We start from the raw sequence: 17,302 nt of genomic DNA on the forward strand, positions 1-17,302 counted from the left end.
GCTAGTGTAATCTAAAAAATAAAAGCATATTTTTATACTAAAAAACCGAACATATTTGATCAATCACTCAAATAAGTTCGGTTTTGTCTTAGGCTAAAACATTTTTGTCCCAGCCCCTTTTTATTTTAAGTAGAAAAATTAATCGTTGTTTTCCTTTTCCAAATAATAAGTGGTTACATATGAAGGACGAGGAAAGATTTGTTGTTTTTGATCAGATTCATTAGTTTTTCCTCTTTTTTCGTGTGCTTTTTCATATGCTTTGGATTCCTGCCATTGGATAAAGTATTTCACATCCTCCCACAATGTCAAAATTACATAGGTATCTGAATTGGTAGGACGCAACACCCTGATAGCAACAAAGCCTTGTTCTTTTTCAATCAATCCTGCCCGGTTACTGAACCGATATTCAAAAACAGGTCGTCCTTCATCACTTACGGGAATATTATTAAGCACGGCAAATTTCCCCTTGGCTAGCTCCCCTACAGCATCTAACACTTCAAAGTGTTTACCAGATTTAAAGCTCGATTGCTCACTTGTTTCGTGCATTAAGACAGCATTGTCCTCTCCTAACATGAGTAACAATTCTCCATGGGTAATTTCATTTCTAAGATTAGATAAATATTCATTGGTGCCAAATGTCATGTAAAAATTCATCTGTATACGCTCCTTTGTGATTAATTTAGACCATAAAATTACAAAATAAGGCAAAGGCGAGAAAAATTATGTAGAATAAGGTAGAATAAAGAGGATAGACTTTTCGAAAAATTGTTCACCTATCTTATTCTTATTATTCCCGGAAAACTGCAGGAGGTAAACCAATATGAAGCGCCTCAGTCGAAAAAAACTACAATTACGGAAGCTTCCTGTTTTTAAAACAATCATCTCTAAAAAATACTTCCTTTTTCCATTTATAGTCGCTAGTATGGCCATATTTGGTTTAATTGGATATATAGTAATAATTCTTATGGGAAACTATGTAATTGATGAAAAGAAGTTGGTGATGGATTCAACAACTACGATGGTTGACGAAAATGGGAATCAAATAGCTTCCCTCTTTTTTGAAAACAGAGAGATCGTTGGAATAGACCAGATACCAGAATATGTCCAAAATGCTTTTGTAGCTGTAGAAGATAATCGCTTTTACGAACATAGGGGAATTGATGTAAGGGCAATCGGACGTGCAGTGTATCGGGATATCTTGGCTAGAAGCAAAGTGGAGGGTGGAAGTACTTTAACCCAACAATTGGCCAAAAACATCTTCCTTACGAACGAAAAATCTTGGCTACGGAAGACCAAAGAAGCAGTTATTGCCATTAACCTCGAAAGAAGATATACAAAAAAAGAAATAATGGAAATGTACCTCAATCAAATCTATTTTGGTCATGGTGCATATGGTGTACAGGCAGCATCAGAATTGTATTTTAACAAAGATGTAGAAGATCTAACTGTAGAACAAGGAGCAATGCTTGCAGCGTTACCAAAAGCTCCAAACAGCTTTTCCCCCATTAACTATCCAGAAGAAGCAAAAAAACGTCGAGATCTTGTTTTACACCTTATGGAAAGACATGGATATTTAGAACCAGAAGAAACAGTCGCTTTTATGGGTAGAACGATAGGGTTAAATGTGCAAGATATGCCTGAAAAGCAAGAATTTCTAACATATATAGATATGGTAATGAATGAAGCGGAAGTGAAATACGGTATAACTCCTGAAGAACTTCATAGGGGTGGCTATTCTATTACAGTACCTTTACATGTTCAAGCACAAAAAGCTGCATTTGAAAGGTTTCAAGATAATGAATATTTTCCTGGTAACAACGGGGATGTTGAAGGTGCATTTGTATTAATGGATCAAAAAAACGGTGGAGTTTTGGCCGTTATCGGTGGAAGAAACTATGTTACAAAAGGGATTAACAGAGTGGAAATTAAAAGACAGCCTGGATCCACCTTAAAACCTTTGGCCGTCTATGCCCCTGCTTTAGAAGAAGGGAAGTATGAGCCTTACAGCTTATTAAAGGATGAATTACTCTCTTACGGAGAAGGACAAGAAGCCTATACTCCAAGAAATTATCATCATCAGTATAAAAAAGAAGTAACGATGTATGATGCTATTAAAGATTCGCTAAATGCTCCTGCGGTGTGGGCACTAAACGAGCTCGGAATTGAGAGAAGCAAAAGCTATCTAACTAAAATGGGATTAGATATTCCAGACAATGGATTAGCTATTGCACTTGGTGGTTTGCAAAATGGCATAACTCCGTTGGAACTTACAAAAGCATACCGTGCCTTTGGTAATAATGGTAAGACAATCGAACCCTATTTTATTAAAGAAATAAAAACACGAAAGGGAGAAATAATTGCTAAAGTTAAAAAAATGGAAAATGAAGTGTTCAGTGAACAAACCGCTTGGGAAATGACAAGGATGCTTGAGGGTGCTGTACAAAATGGAACCGCAAGTGCAGGTGAATTATTAGGGGATCTTGCGGGGAAAACAGGCACAACTAACTTTCCTGGAGTAGAGGGAGCAATAAAGGATACTTGGTTTATTGGATATACAACAGATGTGATAGGAACTGTATGGATGGGCTATGATACCACAACAAAAGAGCAATTTTTAACCGGTGGAGGAGCATATCCAACTAGGATATTTAAAGACATTTTGACTGACGCTGGCCTTGACAATACTTCCTTTACAGTTCCTGCTGGAGTAACGGATTTAGAAGAGCCCATTATCTTACCAGAACGGTTAACCTTGAAGGGGTCAATTGGTTTTCATCCATTTTCACTTTTTACTGCCAAACTATCTTGGAATGAAGTTGAAGATGAAGATGAAAGAGTAGTTTACCGGATTTATTCGGTTTTGGAGAATGAAAGTATCCTTTTAGGTGAAGTGACTGGCACAAATCAGTACACGGTAGAGCATATTAATGTCTTACATGCTCCTCATTTTTATGTTGTTCCATACAATACCCAAACAGAAAAAGAGGGGAACCCTTCTGAGAGGGTTAAACCATCGTTCTAAAGTTGGAGAATTAGAAAATGCTTGGTTAAGAGGAGTAGCGGGAAATGTATTTTATAAAAGACAAATTACTACAGTTGTTTGGAAATGTACAGAAAGCTTGGAAGTTGGAAAAGAAATTAAATAAAGAACAGCTTCCACTGATTCAAAAAAAGAACAAAATATTGTTAGCAGTCTCATTTACCTTAATTACATTAGGTTTGTTTACCAATCTATTTATCTTTCCAGAGATTCTGCCTGTGCTCTTAATGACTCTAGGGTTAGGATTGAGCATTGCCATTTTCTTTGGAAAAAGGCCACATCTTGCGAAGGAAGGGATGTATACTATTGTGTGCCTTTCATTCCTTCCATTTTGGGTTATCGCCTATATGGATAAGGATGTAATCAACTTTTTCTTTTTAATCATGCCTTTGATTATGTCCTCCCTTTATAACAGACTTATGCCTATTTTAATTACGAGTTTTCTTACTTGTATTTCATATATTTATTTTTATTTCTTTTATTATGAAGATGTATTTTATAATCATTTATTCATAGACGTGTACTACTTCCTTTTGTTTTCTATATTTGTCACTGTTTTTCTTCTTTTTTCAACGAGATTAACAGGAACTATGTTGTTGCGAGCAGAGGAAAAAGAAAAACGGACATCACAAGAACTCCTGTCAACGAAAGAGTACTTGGAAGCTTATTTCAACAATACAACCGATGCTATTGGCGTGTATGACTTAAAAGGGAAATTATTGAAAGCGAATTCATCCTATGAACGGATGTTTGAAGTGGATTCCAAGAAATATATTGGTAAGAAAACAGACTTTTTATCCTTTACTGCTGCTAAAGCTTTAAAAATATTTTTATCGAAAATGAGTAATCATAAACAATTGTCTTTTGAAATATTAATTCCCACTTTAAGCGGCGAACAAATCGATCTGAACAATACGGTTACACCAGTAAAAAATGAAGCTGGATACGTTATTGCCTTGATTTTTCTAATGAAGGATATAACTGATAAAAAAAGGACAGAAGAAGCATTGATGCAATCAGAGAAGCTCTCCGTCATTGGAGAACTTGCAGCAGGGGTTGCTCATGAAATCCGAAACCCTGTTACCGTGTTAAAAGGTTTTGTTCAACTATTATCTAGAGACACCAAAGAAAAGGAATTCTATCTCATAATGGATAAAGAATTAGAAAGAATAAATCAAATCACAAATGAATTTATGGCATTAGCGAAGCCACAGGCAATCAAAATAAAGAAAGAAAATATAAAAGATTTAATAAAGGAAGTTTGTGTGTTTTTGGAAAGTGAAGCATTTATTCAGCAAGTGGTGATGGAAGTAGTCTATTTAGAAGAAGATATTAGGATAGACTGTGAAGCGAACCAAATAAAACAGGTTCTAATAAATATTATTAAAAACGGAATGGAGGCTATGCCAGACGGTGGAAAGATCAAGATTCAATATTATCTGGAAGCTGGAAACGTATACCTTTCTGTTATGGATGAAGGGCATGGTATTGCAAAAGAGATGTTAGAAAATGTGGGGAAGCCGTTTTTTACGACAAAAGGACAGGGGACAGGTTTAGGCTTGATGGTTTCGATGAAAATTATTGAAAATCATGGCGGAAATTTAACCATACATAGTGAAGAATACAATGGTACTACAATTATCATAAGCCTCCCATATTTAAGTGAGGCTAAATAATCGTCAATTTTATGAACAATAAGCGCATATTCTATACTTTGCTTCTATTTATAGGTATAGTGTAACATGACAGAAGTGTAACGTAATAAAGAGAAGTCAAGTTAGATGGAAGGGGTCATTTTTGATGAATGAACGAAAGTTTAATGATACATTTTTAAAAGCCTGCAGAGGGGAAAAAACAGAACATGTTCCATTATGGTATATGCGTCAAGCTGGACGCTCTCAACCTGAATACCGTAAAATCAAAGAAAAATATTCACTATTTGAAATTACACATCAACCAGAGCTTTGCGCTTATGTAACAAAGCTTCCGGTAGACCAATATAACGTAGATGCTGCAATCCTATACAAGGATATTATGAGTCCCCTTCCCGCAATCGGTGTGGATGTAGAAATTAAATCTGGGATTGGGCCTGTTATCAATAACCCTATTCGCTCTATTCAAGATGTAGAAAAACTTGGAGAGATTCATCCAGAAGAGGATGTCCCATATGTCCTTGAAACGATTAAATTACTTACGAAAGAACAGCTAGATGTTCCATTGATTGGATTTGCTGGTGCACCGTTTACCATTGCCTCCTATATGATTGAAGGCGGTCCGTCCAAGAACTACAATAAAACAAAAGCATTTATGTATGCAGAACCTAAAGCGTGGTTTGCTCTCATGGATAAACTTGCAGAAACGACGATTAGGTATGTAAGAGCTCAAATTCATGCAGGTGCAAAAGCTATTCAAATATTTGATAGCTGGGTTGGGGCTTTAAACGTTGAAGACTATCGTTATTTTATTAAACCAATTATGACCCGTATTTTTTCTGCTCTAAGAGAAGAGAATGTTCCGCTTATCATGTTCGGAGTGGGGGCTAGCCACCTTGCTAATGAATGGCATGATCTTCCTCTTGATGTTGTTGGTCTTGATTGGCGCCTTCCGATAACAGAAGCAAGACAACGTGGGATTACCAAAACGGTACAAGGGAACCTAGACCCTGCTATTTTGCTTGCACCATGGGAAGTGATTGAAGAGAAGGCAAAAGCAATTCTTGATCAGGGAATGAAACAACCAGGATATATTTTCAACTTAGGGCATGGAGTATTCCCTCAAGTAAAACCTGAGACGTTAAAACGTTTAGCTCAGTTCGTACATGACTATTCTTCTAATAAATAGATTTTATAACTAGTAAAAAAACAGCAATAAATAACTAACGGAAATGAGGTAAGCTTATTATGGCAAAGAAAACAATGGGCTTATTAGTAATGGCATATGGTACGCCATATAAAGAGGAAGACTTGGAGCGCTACTACACACATATTCGCCATGGCAGAAAGCCTTCGGAAGAAATGTTACAGGATTTGCGCGACCGCTATGATGCGATTGGTGGAATTTCACCGCTCGCACGCATCACAGAGGATCAGGCAAATTCACTTGGAAGACACTTGAATAACATTCAGGATGAGATTGAATTTAAAGTATATTTAGGCCTAAAGCATATTGAACCATTTGTGGAAGATGCAGTTCAACAGATGAAAGCAGATGGGATACAAGAGGCAGTTAGTATTGTACTTGCACCTCATTTCTCTACCTTTAGTGTGAAATCCTACAATGGACGTGCCAAAGAGGAAGCTGAAAAAATTGGTGGTCCATCCATCGTTTCGGTTGAGAGCTGGTACAATGAACCAAAGTTCATCAAGTATTGGGTAGATAGAGTAAAAGATACATTTGGTGCGATGAGTGAAAAAGAACGTGAAAAAGCGGTGTTGATCGTTTCTGCACACAGTTTACCTGAGAAAATCATCCAAATGGGTGACCCATATCCACAGCAACTTCAAGAAACAGCAGACCTTATTGCCAAGGAAGCTGGGGTAAGCCAATACGAGATTGCTTGGCAAAGTGAAGGAAACACACCAGACCCTTGGTTAGGTCCAGATGTGCAGGATATTACCCGTGATTTGCATCACAATAAAGGCTTCACATCATTTGTCTATGCACCAGTAGGATTCGTTTCAGATCACTTAGAAGTTTTGTATGACAATGATTACGAATGCAAAGTGGTAACAGATGAAATTGGAGCAAAATATTACCGTCCGGAAATGCCTAATACAAACCCGGAATTCATAGATGCAATGGCTACAGTTGTATTGGATGAATTAAAGAAAAATAATCTGTAAATCTAACAAAGAAGGCGATGGAACCATGATTGAGGAGAACAGAAGGGTTGTCATCATCGGTGGAGGCATTACAGGTCTTTCAGCAGCCTACTATCTTCAAAAAGAAAGCAAAGAAAAAAATGTAAACATAGAGATTACCTTAATCGAAGCAAGCAACCGATTAGGGGGGAAAATACAAACAATTAGAAAGAATGGCTTTACAATCGAAAGAGGGCCAGACTCTTTCCTAGCAAGAAAGCAAAGCGCAGGAAGATTAGTTAAAGAGGTCGGACTTGAAGATCAATTGATTCATAACTCTACTGGACAGGCATATATATTACTAAAAGGGGAGCTCCATCCGATGCCGGAAGGGGCAGTTATGGGAATCCCTACAAAGCTATCACCTTTTGTAACAACTGGTTTATTCTCTCCGATCGGAAAAATGCGTGCTGCTGCTGACTTAATATTACCAGCTTCTAAAAAAACAGGAGATGATCAATCACTTGGTTCCTTTTTTAGAAGAAGACTTGGAGACGAAGTGGTAGATAACTTGATTGAACCTCTATTATCTGGCATATATGCGGGAGATATTGATAAATTAAGTTTAGAAGCTACCTTCCCCCAATTTCAGCAAGTGGAGGAAAAATACCGTAGTCTAATTCTTGGAATGAAGCAATCTAGTCCAAAACAACAATCAGCATCTTCCCAAAAGAAGAAGGGTATGTTTCAAACTTTAAAGGGAGGTCTTCAAACACTTGTAGATGCGTTGGAAGAGAAGCTTGATGAGGTGGCGTTTTTAAAAGCAGTAAAAGTGGAAAAAATCGAAAAAACAAACGTGGAACATTATCGTCTTTCCCTCAGTAATGGTTCCATAATTGAGTGCGATAGTGTCGTGGTTGCAACACCTCACCACGCGACAGCAAACCTAATTCCATCAGCAGATTATCTATCACCATTGCAAAAGATGAAATCTACGACAGTGGCAACCGTTGCCATGGCATTTGATGAATCCGCATTGAAAAATGATATTGACGGAACTGGTTTTGTTGTCTCAAGAAATAATGATTATACAATAACAGCTTGTACATGGACACATAAAAAGTGGCCGCACACTACACCTGAAGGGAAAGTGATCCTCCGTTGTTATGTAGGCAGGAGTGGTGAGGAAGCAATCGTTGATCAAAGTGATGAAGAAATTAAAAAAGTAGTCTTGGATGACCTTAATAAGATCATGGAAATCACAACAGATCCTGAATTCACCATCATAACACGCTGGCGTGAAGCCATGCCACAATATGCTGTTGGCCATAAAAAAATGCTAAGAGAAGTTAATGAACGCTTAGCAAAAGACATGCCTGGTATTTATATTGCAGGGAGCTCCTTTGAAGGAGTGGGCTTACCAGACTGCATTAATTCTGGAGAAGCAGCCGTTAAAGCAATACTGACTAGATGGAATAAACAAACGATAGAAGCATAATAGAACAAAACTGTCTCTACAACACTTAAACCCAAGTATGCTGATTTAAAAGCATCCTTGGGTTTTTATTATTTGCAGTTGCAAGAATATCCAGTATAGGACTCTTTAATGAAATGAAAACAAAAATTTGGTAAGAAGTGAAAATCATCATAGCGTGGATGAGGACAAAAATCTATTTAGAAGAGAACAGAAAAAGTCATCATAACGGGGATGAAGACAAAAGTCCATCAAGAAGAGAGGAGAAAAAGTCTTCATAGCGGGGATGAAGACAAAAATTTATCAAGTAGAAAGATTTAAATGTCTACTTAGCTTCTAAGTGTGAATGTTACTTTTACTCCATACAATAATGATTGAGTAGTACTCATATGTAGCCTGGCATTTAGCTCAACTTTACATAAGTAGTAAGCACGATAGAGATTTGGTTACTAAAAACGGTATTATTGTTGAATCTGCAGTTAGTGAAGCTAAATATCTCAATAGACAAGAAGGTACTTATATTAAACGAAATACTTCTCGTAGCTAATAAACAGAAAGTTCGTTTTTACTTGCAAAATGAATGGGAAAGCTATATAATTTGAACGAAATGACCAATATTATCATTCAGTCAATAATTGAGAATAAACGGGAGGTGTGCGCATGGACCGGAAACAAAGCATTCTTGAGGCAGCAATAAAGTCCTTTTCTTTATTTGGTTATAAAGCAACAACTATGGATCAAATAGCTAAATTGGCAAATGTAGGAAAAGGAACTATTTATACATTTTATGCTAATAAAGAAGAGTTATTTAGTGAGATCATTGCCGGTATACTTCATGAGATGCGTTCTGTTGCAGACAGTTCTTATAATCCTGAACTATCCTTTTTTGAGAATGCTCATCAGGCACTAACTAGCTTACTGGAGTATCGAAACAAACATCAATTAACTGTTAAACTCCTGCAAGAAAAAAATGAACTTGGGACTCGTGTTGTGGATCAAGGACTTAGCCGAGTGGAACAGATGATTATTAATTATATTAAAGAAAGAATAGAGGCAGCTATTAAAAAAGGGGAAATTAAAAATTGTGACCCAGAAGTAACTGCATTTATTTTACTTAAGCTTTATGTTGCTTTGGTGGTAGATTGGGAGAAGAATCATCCACCACTAAGTAAAGATGATATCGCTAACTTGTTTCAACTTTACTTTATGAATGGTTTGTCTGTAAAAGGTTGACCAAAATGTTCGATGATTACTTCTTGCTCAGAGGCTTGCCAATATGTAAATCTATAAATAGAAATACACAATGAGGATTGTCTATAAGATAATCCCTTCCTTTTTAACAAGAAATGACCAAATGAGAAAATCAGTCAATATATATTATGGAGGTAATATTTATGAAAACAATTTTTGCAGAATGGAAAGCTATCTTTTCCAACAAAAAGATACTGATTCCCGTTATAGCCGTTTTATTCATTCCGGTGTTATATAGCGCCATGTTCCTTTGGGCTTTTTGGGATCCATATGAGCAATTGAATGAATTACCAGTTGCGGTCGTGAATTTGGATGAAGGAGCGACATATGAGAATAAACAGCTTGCGATAGGAGAAGATTTAGTAAACAACTTAAAAACCAATAACAGTTTTAAGTGGGATTTTGTTACGAAAGAGGATGCCTATAGAGGCTTTGATAATCAAGATTATTATTTGGTTATTGAAATTCCAGCTGATTTTTCTAAAAATGCTACAACACTTTTGGATGATATGCCTTCCAATTTGGAGCTCAAATATGTACCTAACGATAGCTATAACTTTCTTTCCTCTCAAATAGGATCTACAGCTGTTGAAAAGATTAAAGCGGAAGTGGCTAAAGAGCTTACTAGTACGTATGCTGAAACAATGTTTACGAACATAGAAACGATGGCAGATGGGTATAAGCAGGCAGCAGATGGAACAGGAAAGCTAAATTCTGGATTACACGAACTTCAAGACGGCTCTGGGAAATTAAAAGAAGGACTTGAGCAAGCGGCGGCAAAATCTATCACGTTCTCTAACGGAATAGATCAAATTTATACAGGAATGGATCAAGTGAATAAAGGTAATATCAAGGTTGCAGATGGCATTACTGAATTGGAAAGCGGATTTACTCAGCTGCTTACCGGTTCAGACAAGTTAACTACAGGTACGGAAGCACTTCATAATGGATTGCAAGCAAATAAAGAGGGAGTGGAAAAATTACAGGAGGCTCAGATAGAGCTATTAGAAGGCACAACTCGGCTTTCTGAAGGATCAAAAAGGTTGGCTGAGGGGGCGAGTCAGCTGGAAGAAAATTCGGTTTCAGCAAGTGAAAAAGCAGAACAGTTGAATGCTGCCTTTATCCAATTGCAAAAGCAGATGGAACCTTTGCTTGAAAACGTAGAGGCGGAACAAAAAGCGGTGATTCAAGCATACATGAATGAACTTACTACTAACAGTAACCAATTTGTTCAGGGAATGAAGGAATTAGAACAAGGTTCTAACCGAATACAATCAGGAACTTCAGAAATGACCAATAAGCTAGTCACTCTTAAAGAGGGGCAGAAAAAAGTTAGTGAAGGACTTTTCGAATTATCTGGTGCGGCCGATAGTTTATCAAGTGGTTCAACGGACTTATTGAATGGACAAATCAATTTCCACACTGGACTTAACAAATTTAATTCTGGGTTGACGGAAGTTAGCAAAGGAAGTGCAAAGCTTGCACTAAGCACTGAGCAGATTCTAGGTGGTATGAATGAGCTTAAGGTTGGTTCAGAGGCCTTTCAATCGGGGACAAAGGAACTTTCAGACGGGTCAAGTGATATTTATTCTGGAATTGTCTCTGCCTCTGAAGGAACTGAGGAACTAGAAAACAAGTTAAAGGATGCCTCAGAAAAATCAAGTTCAATTAAAGCCACAAAAAAGACGTATGATATGTTTGCTGACCCTGTAAAAGTTGACCAAGAAGTGGTTAACGGTGTTCCGAACTATGGAACTGGTTTTGCACCATACTTTTTATCGTTGGGCTTATTTGTAGGTGCCTTATTATTCTCTATCGTATTTCCATTAAGGGACCCTGCAATACTACCTAAATCAGGGACTTCTTGGTTCACTGGCAAAGTAGGAGTATTGTTCTCTATCAGTATTGTTCAGGCGTTATTAGCAGATGCGGTACTCTTGTTTGGACTAGGAATGGAAGTGAAAAGCATTCCGTTGTTCATCTTATTCAGTGTGATATCTTCCTTTACTTTTATTACACTAGTACAATTATTGGTAACAACGCTAGGAGATCCTGGTCGCTTTATTGCAATCTTAATCTTAATATTGCAACTTACAACAAGTGCTGGAACTTTTCCATTGGAGCTGATACCAAATTTACTTCAGCCGTTTAATCTTATTCTTCCAATGACCTATTCTGTTTCAGGCTTTAAAGCTGCTATTTCAAGCGGAGATTTTGGCTTTATGTGGGAAAATGTAAGAATATTGATTGGATTTACGACTGTATTTTTAGCTGGATCCTGGCTCTACTTCTATCTGAAACATAGAAAAGAATACAAGCTTGTTGAATAAAGCGTTTATACCACTGGAGTAGACCTAATAATTAGGTTGCTCCAGTTTTTAATATAATTATTATTAACCACTTATTAAAAATATATTGAAAACACTTACATTTACTTTTATACTAGAAGTTATGAAAACGATTTCAAATGGTTTTTTCTAGCTCCAGCGCCTAGCCCTCCGAAATCATAAGCCAATTCGTCTTATGCTTGTCAGGGTTGAATGAGGCGCTTTGGCTATGCTTATTAATTTATTTAAGGTGGCGAGACTTGTGGCAACAATTGAAGACGTGGCAAGACTAGCAGGTTTATCGAGGACCACAGTTTCCCGTGTGATTAATAATCACCCGTATGTGTCAGAGAAAAAACGTTTGCTTGTGTCAACGGCAATGAGTGAACTTGGGTATGTTCCTAATTCTTCCGCGAGGAGTTTACGAAGCCAAAAAACAGAAATGATAGCATTACTCATTCCTCGAGTCATGAATCCATTCTTTAGTGAGTTGATTGAACGAATGGAAATGGCAGCTGCGGAAAATGGCTATCAGTTAATAATCTGTCAAACGAAGTATTCCAAGAAAAAGGAGCTTGATTACCTAAATTTATTAAAAACAAGGCAAGTGGATGGTATTATTCTTTCATCTATTCAAAATGATTGGAGCATTATTCAACCTTTTTTGGAGTATGGTCCAATCGTATTATGTAATGAGTTTGAGGAAGAGGCGGAGGTACCTTCAGTTAGGCTGGACCAAACTTATGGTGGTTACATTGCAACCAAACATTTATTGAATATTGGTCATCGTCAGATTGCTTATTGCACAGGTGGTCATAAGAGTAGTGTGGCCAAAGGAAGGGAAACTGGATTTCGAAAAGCTCTGACAGAGTTTGATGTTGATGTTAATGAAAGTTTTCTTTTCAGTGATGCTTTTACCATCGAGGATGGAAGAAGGATTTTTCAAGTAATTCAGAAACTAAATGAGAGACCGACTGCTATTTTTACTGGTGGAGATGAAGTAGCAGCAGGAATTATCTCAGAAGCCAAGCGGAGCGGATGGAGTGTTCCTGAAGACCTTGCAGTTGTTGGGTTTGATAATCAGGCTATAACGGAGCTTGTTGAACCTACAATAACAACTGTAAATCAGCCAATTGAAGAAATGGCACGCAAAACCTTTCAAGTGATGATAGAAAAAGTAAAATCTAAACGCTATCGACAAAAAGAAATTTATGAATACGATCTGGAACTTATTGTTCGAGAATCAACGGTTAAACAAGGGGTTTACGTATAGAATATATAGGAAAAGAGAGCACTTATGGGGATGAGTGCTCTTTTTGTATTGGTATATATTAGTAATATCATAAACTTCTATTTCCGTTTTAAGTGCCCGATATTATCATTCTAGAGTTTTCCGGTCACTTATATCCGTTATTAGTGCCCGAAATTGACATATTGCCGTTATTCGGTCACTTATTTAGCTTTTAAGTGCCCTAAATTCCCATATTGCTGTATTCCGGTCATTCATTTCCGTTATGAGTATGAGTGCCTGATTCGATTTTCCGGTTACTAACCTTCTCGCCGCATCGGTCTATGTTCGTCAAGACCCTTGCGCTTTTTTATTTGAACTGATTGCCCGTACACTTATTACACTGGTTTCCATAACATTCGTGCTGCTCATCCATAGTATTTTTGCATTCAACACATTTTTTCGGTGGTAATGTTTTGAAAAATTCTGTACTTTTTACTAACATGTAATCACCTTCCGTTTTATAGATTGATAATATTGTATTATAACAGATATTGTCCTGTCAACTCCTGTATTGTAACAATTTTAAAAATAGGAAATTAGAAACGGATGTGGTAGACTTGTTTTTGGAAAACACTTTGAAAGGGCTGTGAACAATGAAGCTTACAGTGGTTGGGTTTTGGGGAGGCTATCCGGCAAAAAACAGTGCAACTTCTGGGTATTTGGTCGAACATGAAAATTTTAAACTATTGATAGATTGTGGAAGTGGTGTATTAGCACAGCTTCAAAATTATATGGATGTAACGGAATTGGATGCAGTTATCCTGTCACATTATCACCACGATCATGTTGCAGATATCGGTCCATTACAGTTCGCAAGGCTCATCTCTTTTTATATGGGAAAGACGGTGACACAACTGCCTATTTATGGTCACGATGAAGATGTACAGGGATTTGCTGCCCTTGATCATAAAGAGTATACGAAAGGCATTGCATATGACCCATTGAAACCGGCACAAGTGGGACCTTTTACGATTGAATTTCTGAAAACAACCCATCCGGTACCTTGTTATGCTATGAAAGTTTCAACAGAAGAAGGAAGCTTTGTATATACGGCGGATACGAGTTATCAGGAGTCTTTTATCACTTTCAGTAAAGGAGCAGACTTACTTATTTGTGAATGTAATTTATATGCTCATCAAAACGGGGAATCTGCTGGTCATATGAATAGTCATGATGCAGCCAAAATAGCTGCCTTATCAGATGTTCCAGAGCTGTTACTAACCCATCTTCCTCACTTTGGAAACACTTTGCAGCTTGTCGAAGAAGCAGGTACTATTTATAAAGGAAACATAACGTTGGCACATAAAGGCTTTACATGGGAGAGTGGAAAAAAATGATGCTATTTATTGATAATCAAGGTATAACAGATCCAAGAATTAATTTAGCAATTGAAGAATATGCCCTGAAAAATTTGAACATTGAAGATACATACTTACTATTTTATATTAATGAACCATCTATCATCATTGGTAAAAACCAAAACAGTATGGAAGAGATTAATACTAAATACGTTGAAGATAATGGGATACATGTCGTGCGTCGGCTTTCTGGTGGAGGAGCTGTTTATCATGATCAAGGCAATCTAAACTTCAGCTTTATTACCAAAGATGACGGTGAAAGCTTCCATAACTTTAAAAAATTTACCGCTCCAGTAATTGATGCATTAAATAGCCTGGGAGTACGGGCGGAGATGAGTGGACGTAATGATATTCTCGCTGAAGGCCGGAAAATCTCTGGTAATGCACAATTTTCAACTAAAGGACGTATGTTCAGTCATGGTACATTATTATTTGATTCAGAAATTGAACATGTCGTCTCTGCATTAAATGTGAAAAAGGATAAAATTGAATCCAAGGGTATAAAATCTATCCGCAGCAGAGTAGCGAATATTAAGGAGTTTCTTGAAGAAGATCTTTCCATTGAACAATTCCGTCAGCTGTTATTGGAAGCAATTTTTAAGTCCAAAGATATTCCTAAATATGAACTTACGGAAAAGGATTGGGAAAATATTCACCAACTCTCTAAAGAACGTTATCAGAATTGGGACTGGAACTATGGAAAGTCTCCCAAGTTTAACCTTCAGCATTCTCACCGTTTTCCGGTGGGACAAATTGATATCCGGCTTGATGTGAATAAAGGGAAAATTGAGAATGCCAAAATTTATGGTGACTTCTTCGGAGTTGGCAATGTAACGGAAATCGAAACCCTTCTTTCAGGAACAAAATATGAGAAAGCAGAAATTACTGGAATCCTCAAAGAAGTGGACGTTAAACATTATTTTGGAAATATTACAAAGGAAGAATTAATTAATTTAATCTATTAATTTGAATAACTCAAAAAAAGCGTGGTACTTAGAAATCACGCTTTTTTACTAATATTATTTATCTGAAAATTGCATCTTTACATGCGCGAAATAATGACATAAATATCGCAATCTACTATAATAGTGTATAGGTTAGAAATGAATGGTCATTCATTCAATTTAGAAAAAGGAGATGAATCAAGTGAATATTTCATCACAATTGACTTTAACAGCTAGAACAACTCCTATGAAGGAAGCTTATATCTTTGAGGGCGATATAAAGACATATGCAGAATTGGATGCTGCTATCAATGCATTTGCAAGCGGGTTGGAAAGGATTGGTATAAACCGAGGCGACCATATAGGACTTGTAGTCGGAAATTCTCCCTTTTTTGTAATTAGTTTATATGGTGCAGCTCGCATAGGGGCAACTGTTATACCTATTAATCCTATTTATACACCTGAGGAAATGTCCTATATATTAAAAGATGGTGATGTAAAAGCGATCATTACGCTGGATTTGCTCATTCCCCATTTTGAAAAGTTACATTCCCAATTACCAAATACTGAACAGTACATTATTTGTAAAACCCAGGATGGAACTAAAAAAGTTGCAGAATATGAGTTAGATACGTTTACAATAAAACCTAAAATGAAATCGTTTACAGAAGTATTGAGTTCTGGCAGCATATCATATGAAGGACCTGAATTACGGGATGATGATGTAGCGGTAATTTTATATACATCAGGTACAACAGGGAAGCCGAAAGGAGCCATGTTGACTCACAAAAATTTGTATCGGAATGCAAAGGATTCAGCCGATTTCTTGAAAATGAATGATCAGGATAAAGTAATTGCGACATTGCCAATGTTTCACGTATTTTGTTTGACTGTAGCCTTAAACGCTCCACTTATGAATGGTGCTACAGTGATAATCGTTCCAAAATTCAGTCCTCAAGCTGTTTTTGATGTAGTTAAAAGACATGATGCAACTGTTTTTGCAGGTGTGCCTACCATGTACAATTTTCTACTACAGTCACCAGCTGAAAAAGATGCCTTGAAGACCTTACGGTTATGTATTTCAGGGGGCGCATCTATGCCTGTGGCACTTTTAAAGAATTTTGAACAAAAATTCAATGTTATTATTTCGGAGGGATACGGTCTTTCTGAAGCATCTCCAGTTACCTGTTTCAACCCTTTGGACAAGCCACGTAAACCGGGTTCAATTGGAACCTCCATAGTTAATGTTGAAAATAAAGTTGTAAATGAACTTGGCGAAGAACTACCTCCTGGTGAAGTGGGAGAGCTAATAGTACTCGGTCCAAATGTAATGAAAGGTTATTACAAAATGCCGGAAGATACTGCTGCTACAATTAGAGACGGTTGGTTGTTTACTGGGGACCTTGCAAAAATGGATGAGGAAGGATATTTCTTCATTGTAGACAGAAAAAAAGATATGATTCTAGTTGGTGGTTTTAATGTATTTCCTCGAGAAGTGGAGGAAGTTCTGTATAGTCATAAAAGTGTGGTCGAAGTGGCTGTAATTGGTGTACCTGATCCTGAGTTTGGGGAAGCTGTCAAATGCTTCGTAGTTACTAACGAACCTGTTAAAGAGCAAGAGCTTATTGCTTTTTGTACAGAAAAACTGGCAAAGTATAAAATCCCTTCTACTATTGATTTCTTAGAAGAGTTGCCTAAAAACACAACAGGAAAGATTTTACGAAGAGCTTTGAAAGAAAAATTAGGTGTTTAAAGGATTTTAGCTCTCGCTAGAGAATGTATAAATTATCGAAATTTGTAACCGCTAACAATCTAGG

At 37.0% G+C, this 17,302-nt stretch carries 13 protein-coding genes; 11 read left to right on the forward strand and 2 right to left on the reverse strand.

The genetic code is table 11. The features are described 5' to 3' along the window. Positions 1 to 138 precede the first annotated feature (138 nt). Entirely contained in the window at positions 139 to 654 is a 516-nt protein-coding gene (locus LRP81_RS18670) for an antibiotic biosynthesis monooxygenase family protein (protein WP_230503950.1), read from the reverse strand. Positions 655 to 820: 166 nt separating this feature from the next. Here LRP81_RS18670 and LRP81_RS18675 point away from each other — a divergent pair, with 166 nt between their 5' ends. From LRP81_RS18675 to LRP81_RS18710, 8 genes are all read left to right on the forward strand, one after another. Then, positions 821 to 3,022, forward strand: coding sequence for a transglycosylase domain-containing protein (locus LRP81_RS18675; protein ID WP_230503952.1), 2,202 nt, complete (start codon positions 821 to 823; stop codon positions 3,020 to 3,022). 44 nt (positions 3,023 to 3,066) lie between these two features. Further along, on the forward strand, positions 3,067 to 4,716 hold the full coding sequence (locus tag LRP81_RS18680; RefSeq protein ID WP_230503954.1) for an ATP-binding protein: 1,650 nt from the start codon (positions 3,067 to 3,069) through the stop codon (positions 4,714 to 4,716). Between the two features lie 124 nt (positions 4,717 to 4,840). Beyond that, the gene (gene hemE / locus LRP81_RS18685; protein ID WP_230503956.1) at positions 4,841 to 5,881 is read left to right on the forward strand and encodes a uroporphyrinogen decarboxylase; all 1,041 of its coding nucleotides are present in this window, start codon (positions 4,841 to 4,843) and stop codon (positions 5,879 to 5,881) included. A gap of 59 nt (positions 5,882 to 5,940) precedes the next feature. Beyond that, a complete protein-coding gene (gene hemH / locus LRP81_RS18690; RefSeq protein ID WP_230503958.1) occupies positions 5,941 to 6,882 on the forward strand; it encodes a ferrochelatase in 942 nt (313 codons plus the stop codon). Between the two features lie 25 nt (positions 6,883 to 6,907). Continuing rightward, the gene (hemY, locus tag LRP81_RS18695) at positions 6,908 to 8,338 is read left to right on the forward strand and encodes a protoporphyrinogen oxidase (protein WP_230503961.1); all 1,431 of its coding nucleotides are present in this window, start codon (positions 6,908 to 6,910) and stop codon (positions 8,336 to 8,338) included. Between the two features lie 630 nt (positions 8,339 to 8,968). After that, the gene (locus LRP81_RS18700) at positions 8,969 to 9,547 is read left to right on the forward strand and encodes a TetR/AcrR family transcriptional regulator (RefSeq protein WP_230503963.1); all 579 of its coding nucleotides are present in this window, start codon (positions 8,969 to 8,971) and stop codon (positions 9,545 to 9,547) included. 161 nt (positions 9,548 to 9,708) lie between these two features. After that, positions 9,709 to 11,895, forward strand: a complete 2,187-nt coding sequence (locus LRP81_RS18705; RefSeq protein WP_230503965.1) for a YhgE/Pip domain-containing protein — start codon at positions 9,709 to 9,711, stop codon at positions 11,893 to 11,895. A gap of 259 nt (positions 11,896 to 12,154) precedes the next feature. Further along, positions 12,155 to 13,165 (forward strand): LacI family DNA-binding transcriptional regulator, encoded by a 1,011-nt coding sequence (locus LRP81_RS18710; RefSeq protein WP_230503967.1) that lies wholly within the window; start codon positions 12,155 to 12,157, stop codon positions 13,163 to 13,165. Positions 13,166 to 13,490: 325 nt separating this feature from the next. Here the strand turns inward: LRP81_RS18710 and yhfH are convergent, their stop codons facing one another. Further along, positions 13,491 to 13,625 carry a protein YhfH gene (yhfH, locus tag LRP81_RS18715; protein WP_230503968.1) on the reverse strand — a complete coding sequence of 45 codons (135 nt, stop codon included), beginning with the start codon at positions 13,623 to 13,625 and terminating at the stop codon, positions 13,491 to 13,493. 151 nt (positions 13,626 to 13,776) lie between these two features. On the opposite strand from yhfH, the gene LRP81_RS18720 reads away from it, so the two are divergent. The 3 genes from LRP81_RS18720 (at position 13,777) to LRP81_RS18730 (ending at position 17,238) form a co-directional block, all read left to right on the forward strand. Next, positions 13,777 to 14,520, forward strand: a complete 744-nt coding sequence (locus LRP81_RS18720) for an MBL fold metallo-hydrolase (RefSeq protein WP_230503971.1) — start codon at positions 13,777 to 13,779, stop codon at positions 14,518 to 14,520. Then, a complete protein-coding gene (locus LRP81_RS18725; RefSeq protein WP_230504009.1) occupies positions 14,520 to 15,506 on the forward strand; it encodes a lipoate--protein ligase in 987 nt (328 codons plus the stop codon). Before LRP81_RS18720 ends, LRP81_RS18725 begins: the two co-directional genes overlap by 1 nt. 181 nt (positions 15,507 to 15,687) lie before the next feature. Next, the gene (locus tag LRP81_RS18730; RefSeq protein ID WP_230503973.1) at positions 15,688 to 17,238 is read left to right on the forward strand and encodes a fatty acid--CoA ligase family protein; all 1,551 of its coding nucleotides are present in this window, start codon (positions 15,688 to 15,690) and stop codon (positions 17,236 to 17,238) included. The last annotated feature ends 64 nt before the right edge of the window (positions 17,239 to 17,302 follow it).

The organism is Sutcliffiella rhizosphaerae (genome assembly GCF_917563925.1).
Classification (GTDB): Bacteria; Bacillota; Bacilli; order Bacillales; family Bacillaceae_I; genus Sutcliffiella_A; species Sutcliffiella_A rhizosphaerae.

Bases quoted from the DNA above. Each gene is read 5' to 3' on its own strand.
- LRP81_RS18670 (WP_230503950.1), bottom strand. From the start codon at position 654: ATGAATTTTTACATGACATTTGGCACCAATGAATATTTATCTAATCTT.
- hemH (WP_230503958.1), top strand. From the start codon at position 5,941: ATGGCAAAGAAAACAATGGGCTTATTAGTAATGGCATATGGTACGCCA.
- LRP81_RS18680 (WP_230503954.1), top strand. From the start codon at position 3,067: ATGTATTTTATAAAAGACAAATTACTACAGTTGTTTGGAAATGTACAG.
- LRP81_RS18725 (WP_230504009.1), top strand. From the start codon at position 14,520: ATGCTATTTATTGATAATCAAGGTATAACAGATCCAAGAATTAATTTA.
- hemE (WP_230503956.1), top strand. From the start codon at position 4,841: ATGAATGAACGAAAGTTTAATGATACATTTTTAAAAGCCTGCAGAGGG.
- LRP81_RS18705 (WP_230503965.1), top strand. From the start codon at position 9,709: ATGAAAACAATTTTTGCAGAATGGAAAGCTATCTTTTCCAACAAAAAG.
- hemY (WP_230503961.1), top strand. From the start codon at position 6,908: ATGATTGAGGAGAACAGAAGGGTTGTCATCATCGGTGGAGGCATTACA.
- LRP81_RS18675 (WP_230503952.1), top strand. From the start codon at position 821: ATGAAGCGCCTCAGTCGAAAAAAACTACAATTACGGAAGCTTCCTGTT.
- LRP81_RS18720 (WP_230503971.1), top strand. From the start codon at position 13,777: ATGAAGCTTACAGTGGTTGGGTTTTGGGGAGGCTATCCGGCAAAAAAC.
- yhfH (WP_230503968.1), bottom strand. From the start codon at position 13,625: ATGTTAGTAAAAAGTACAGAATTTTTCAAAACATTACCACCGAAAAAA.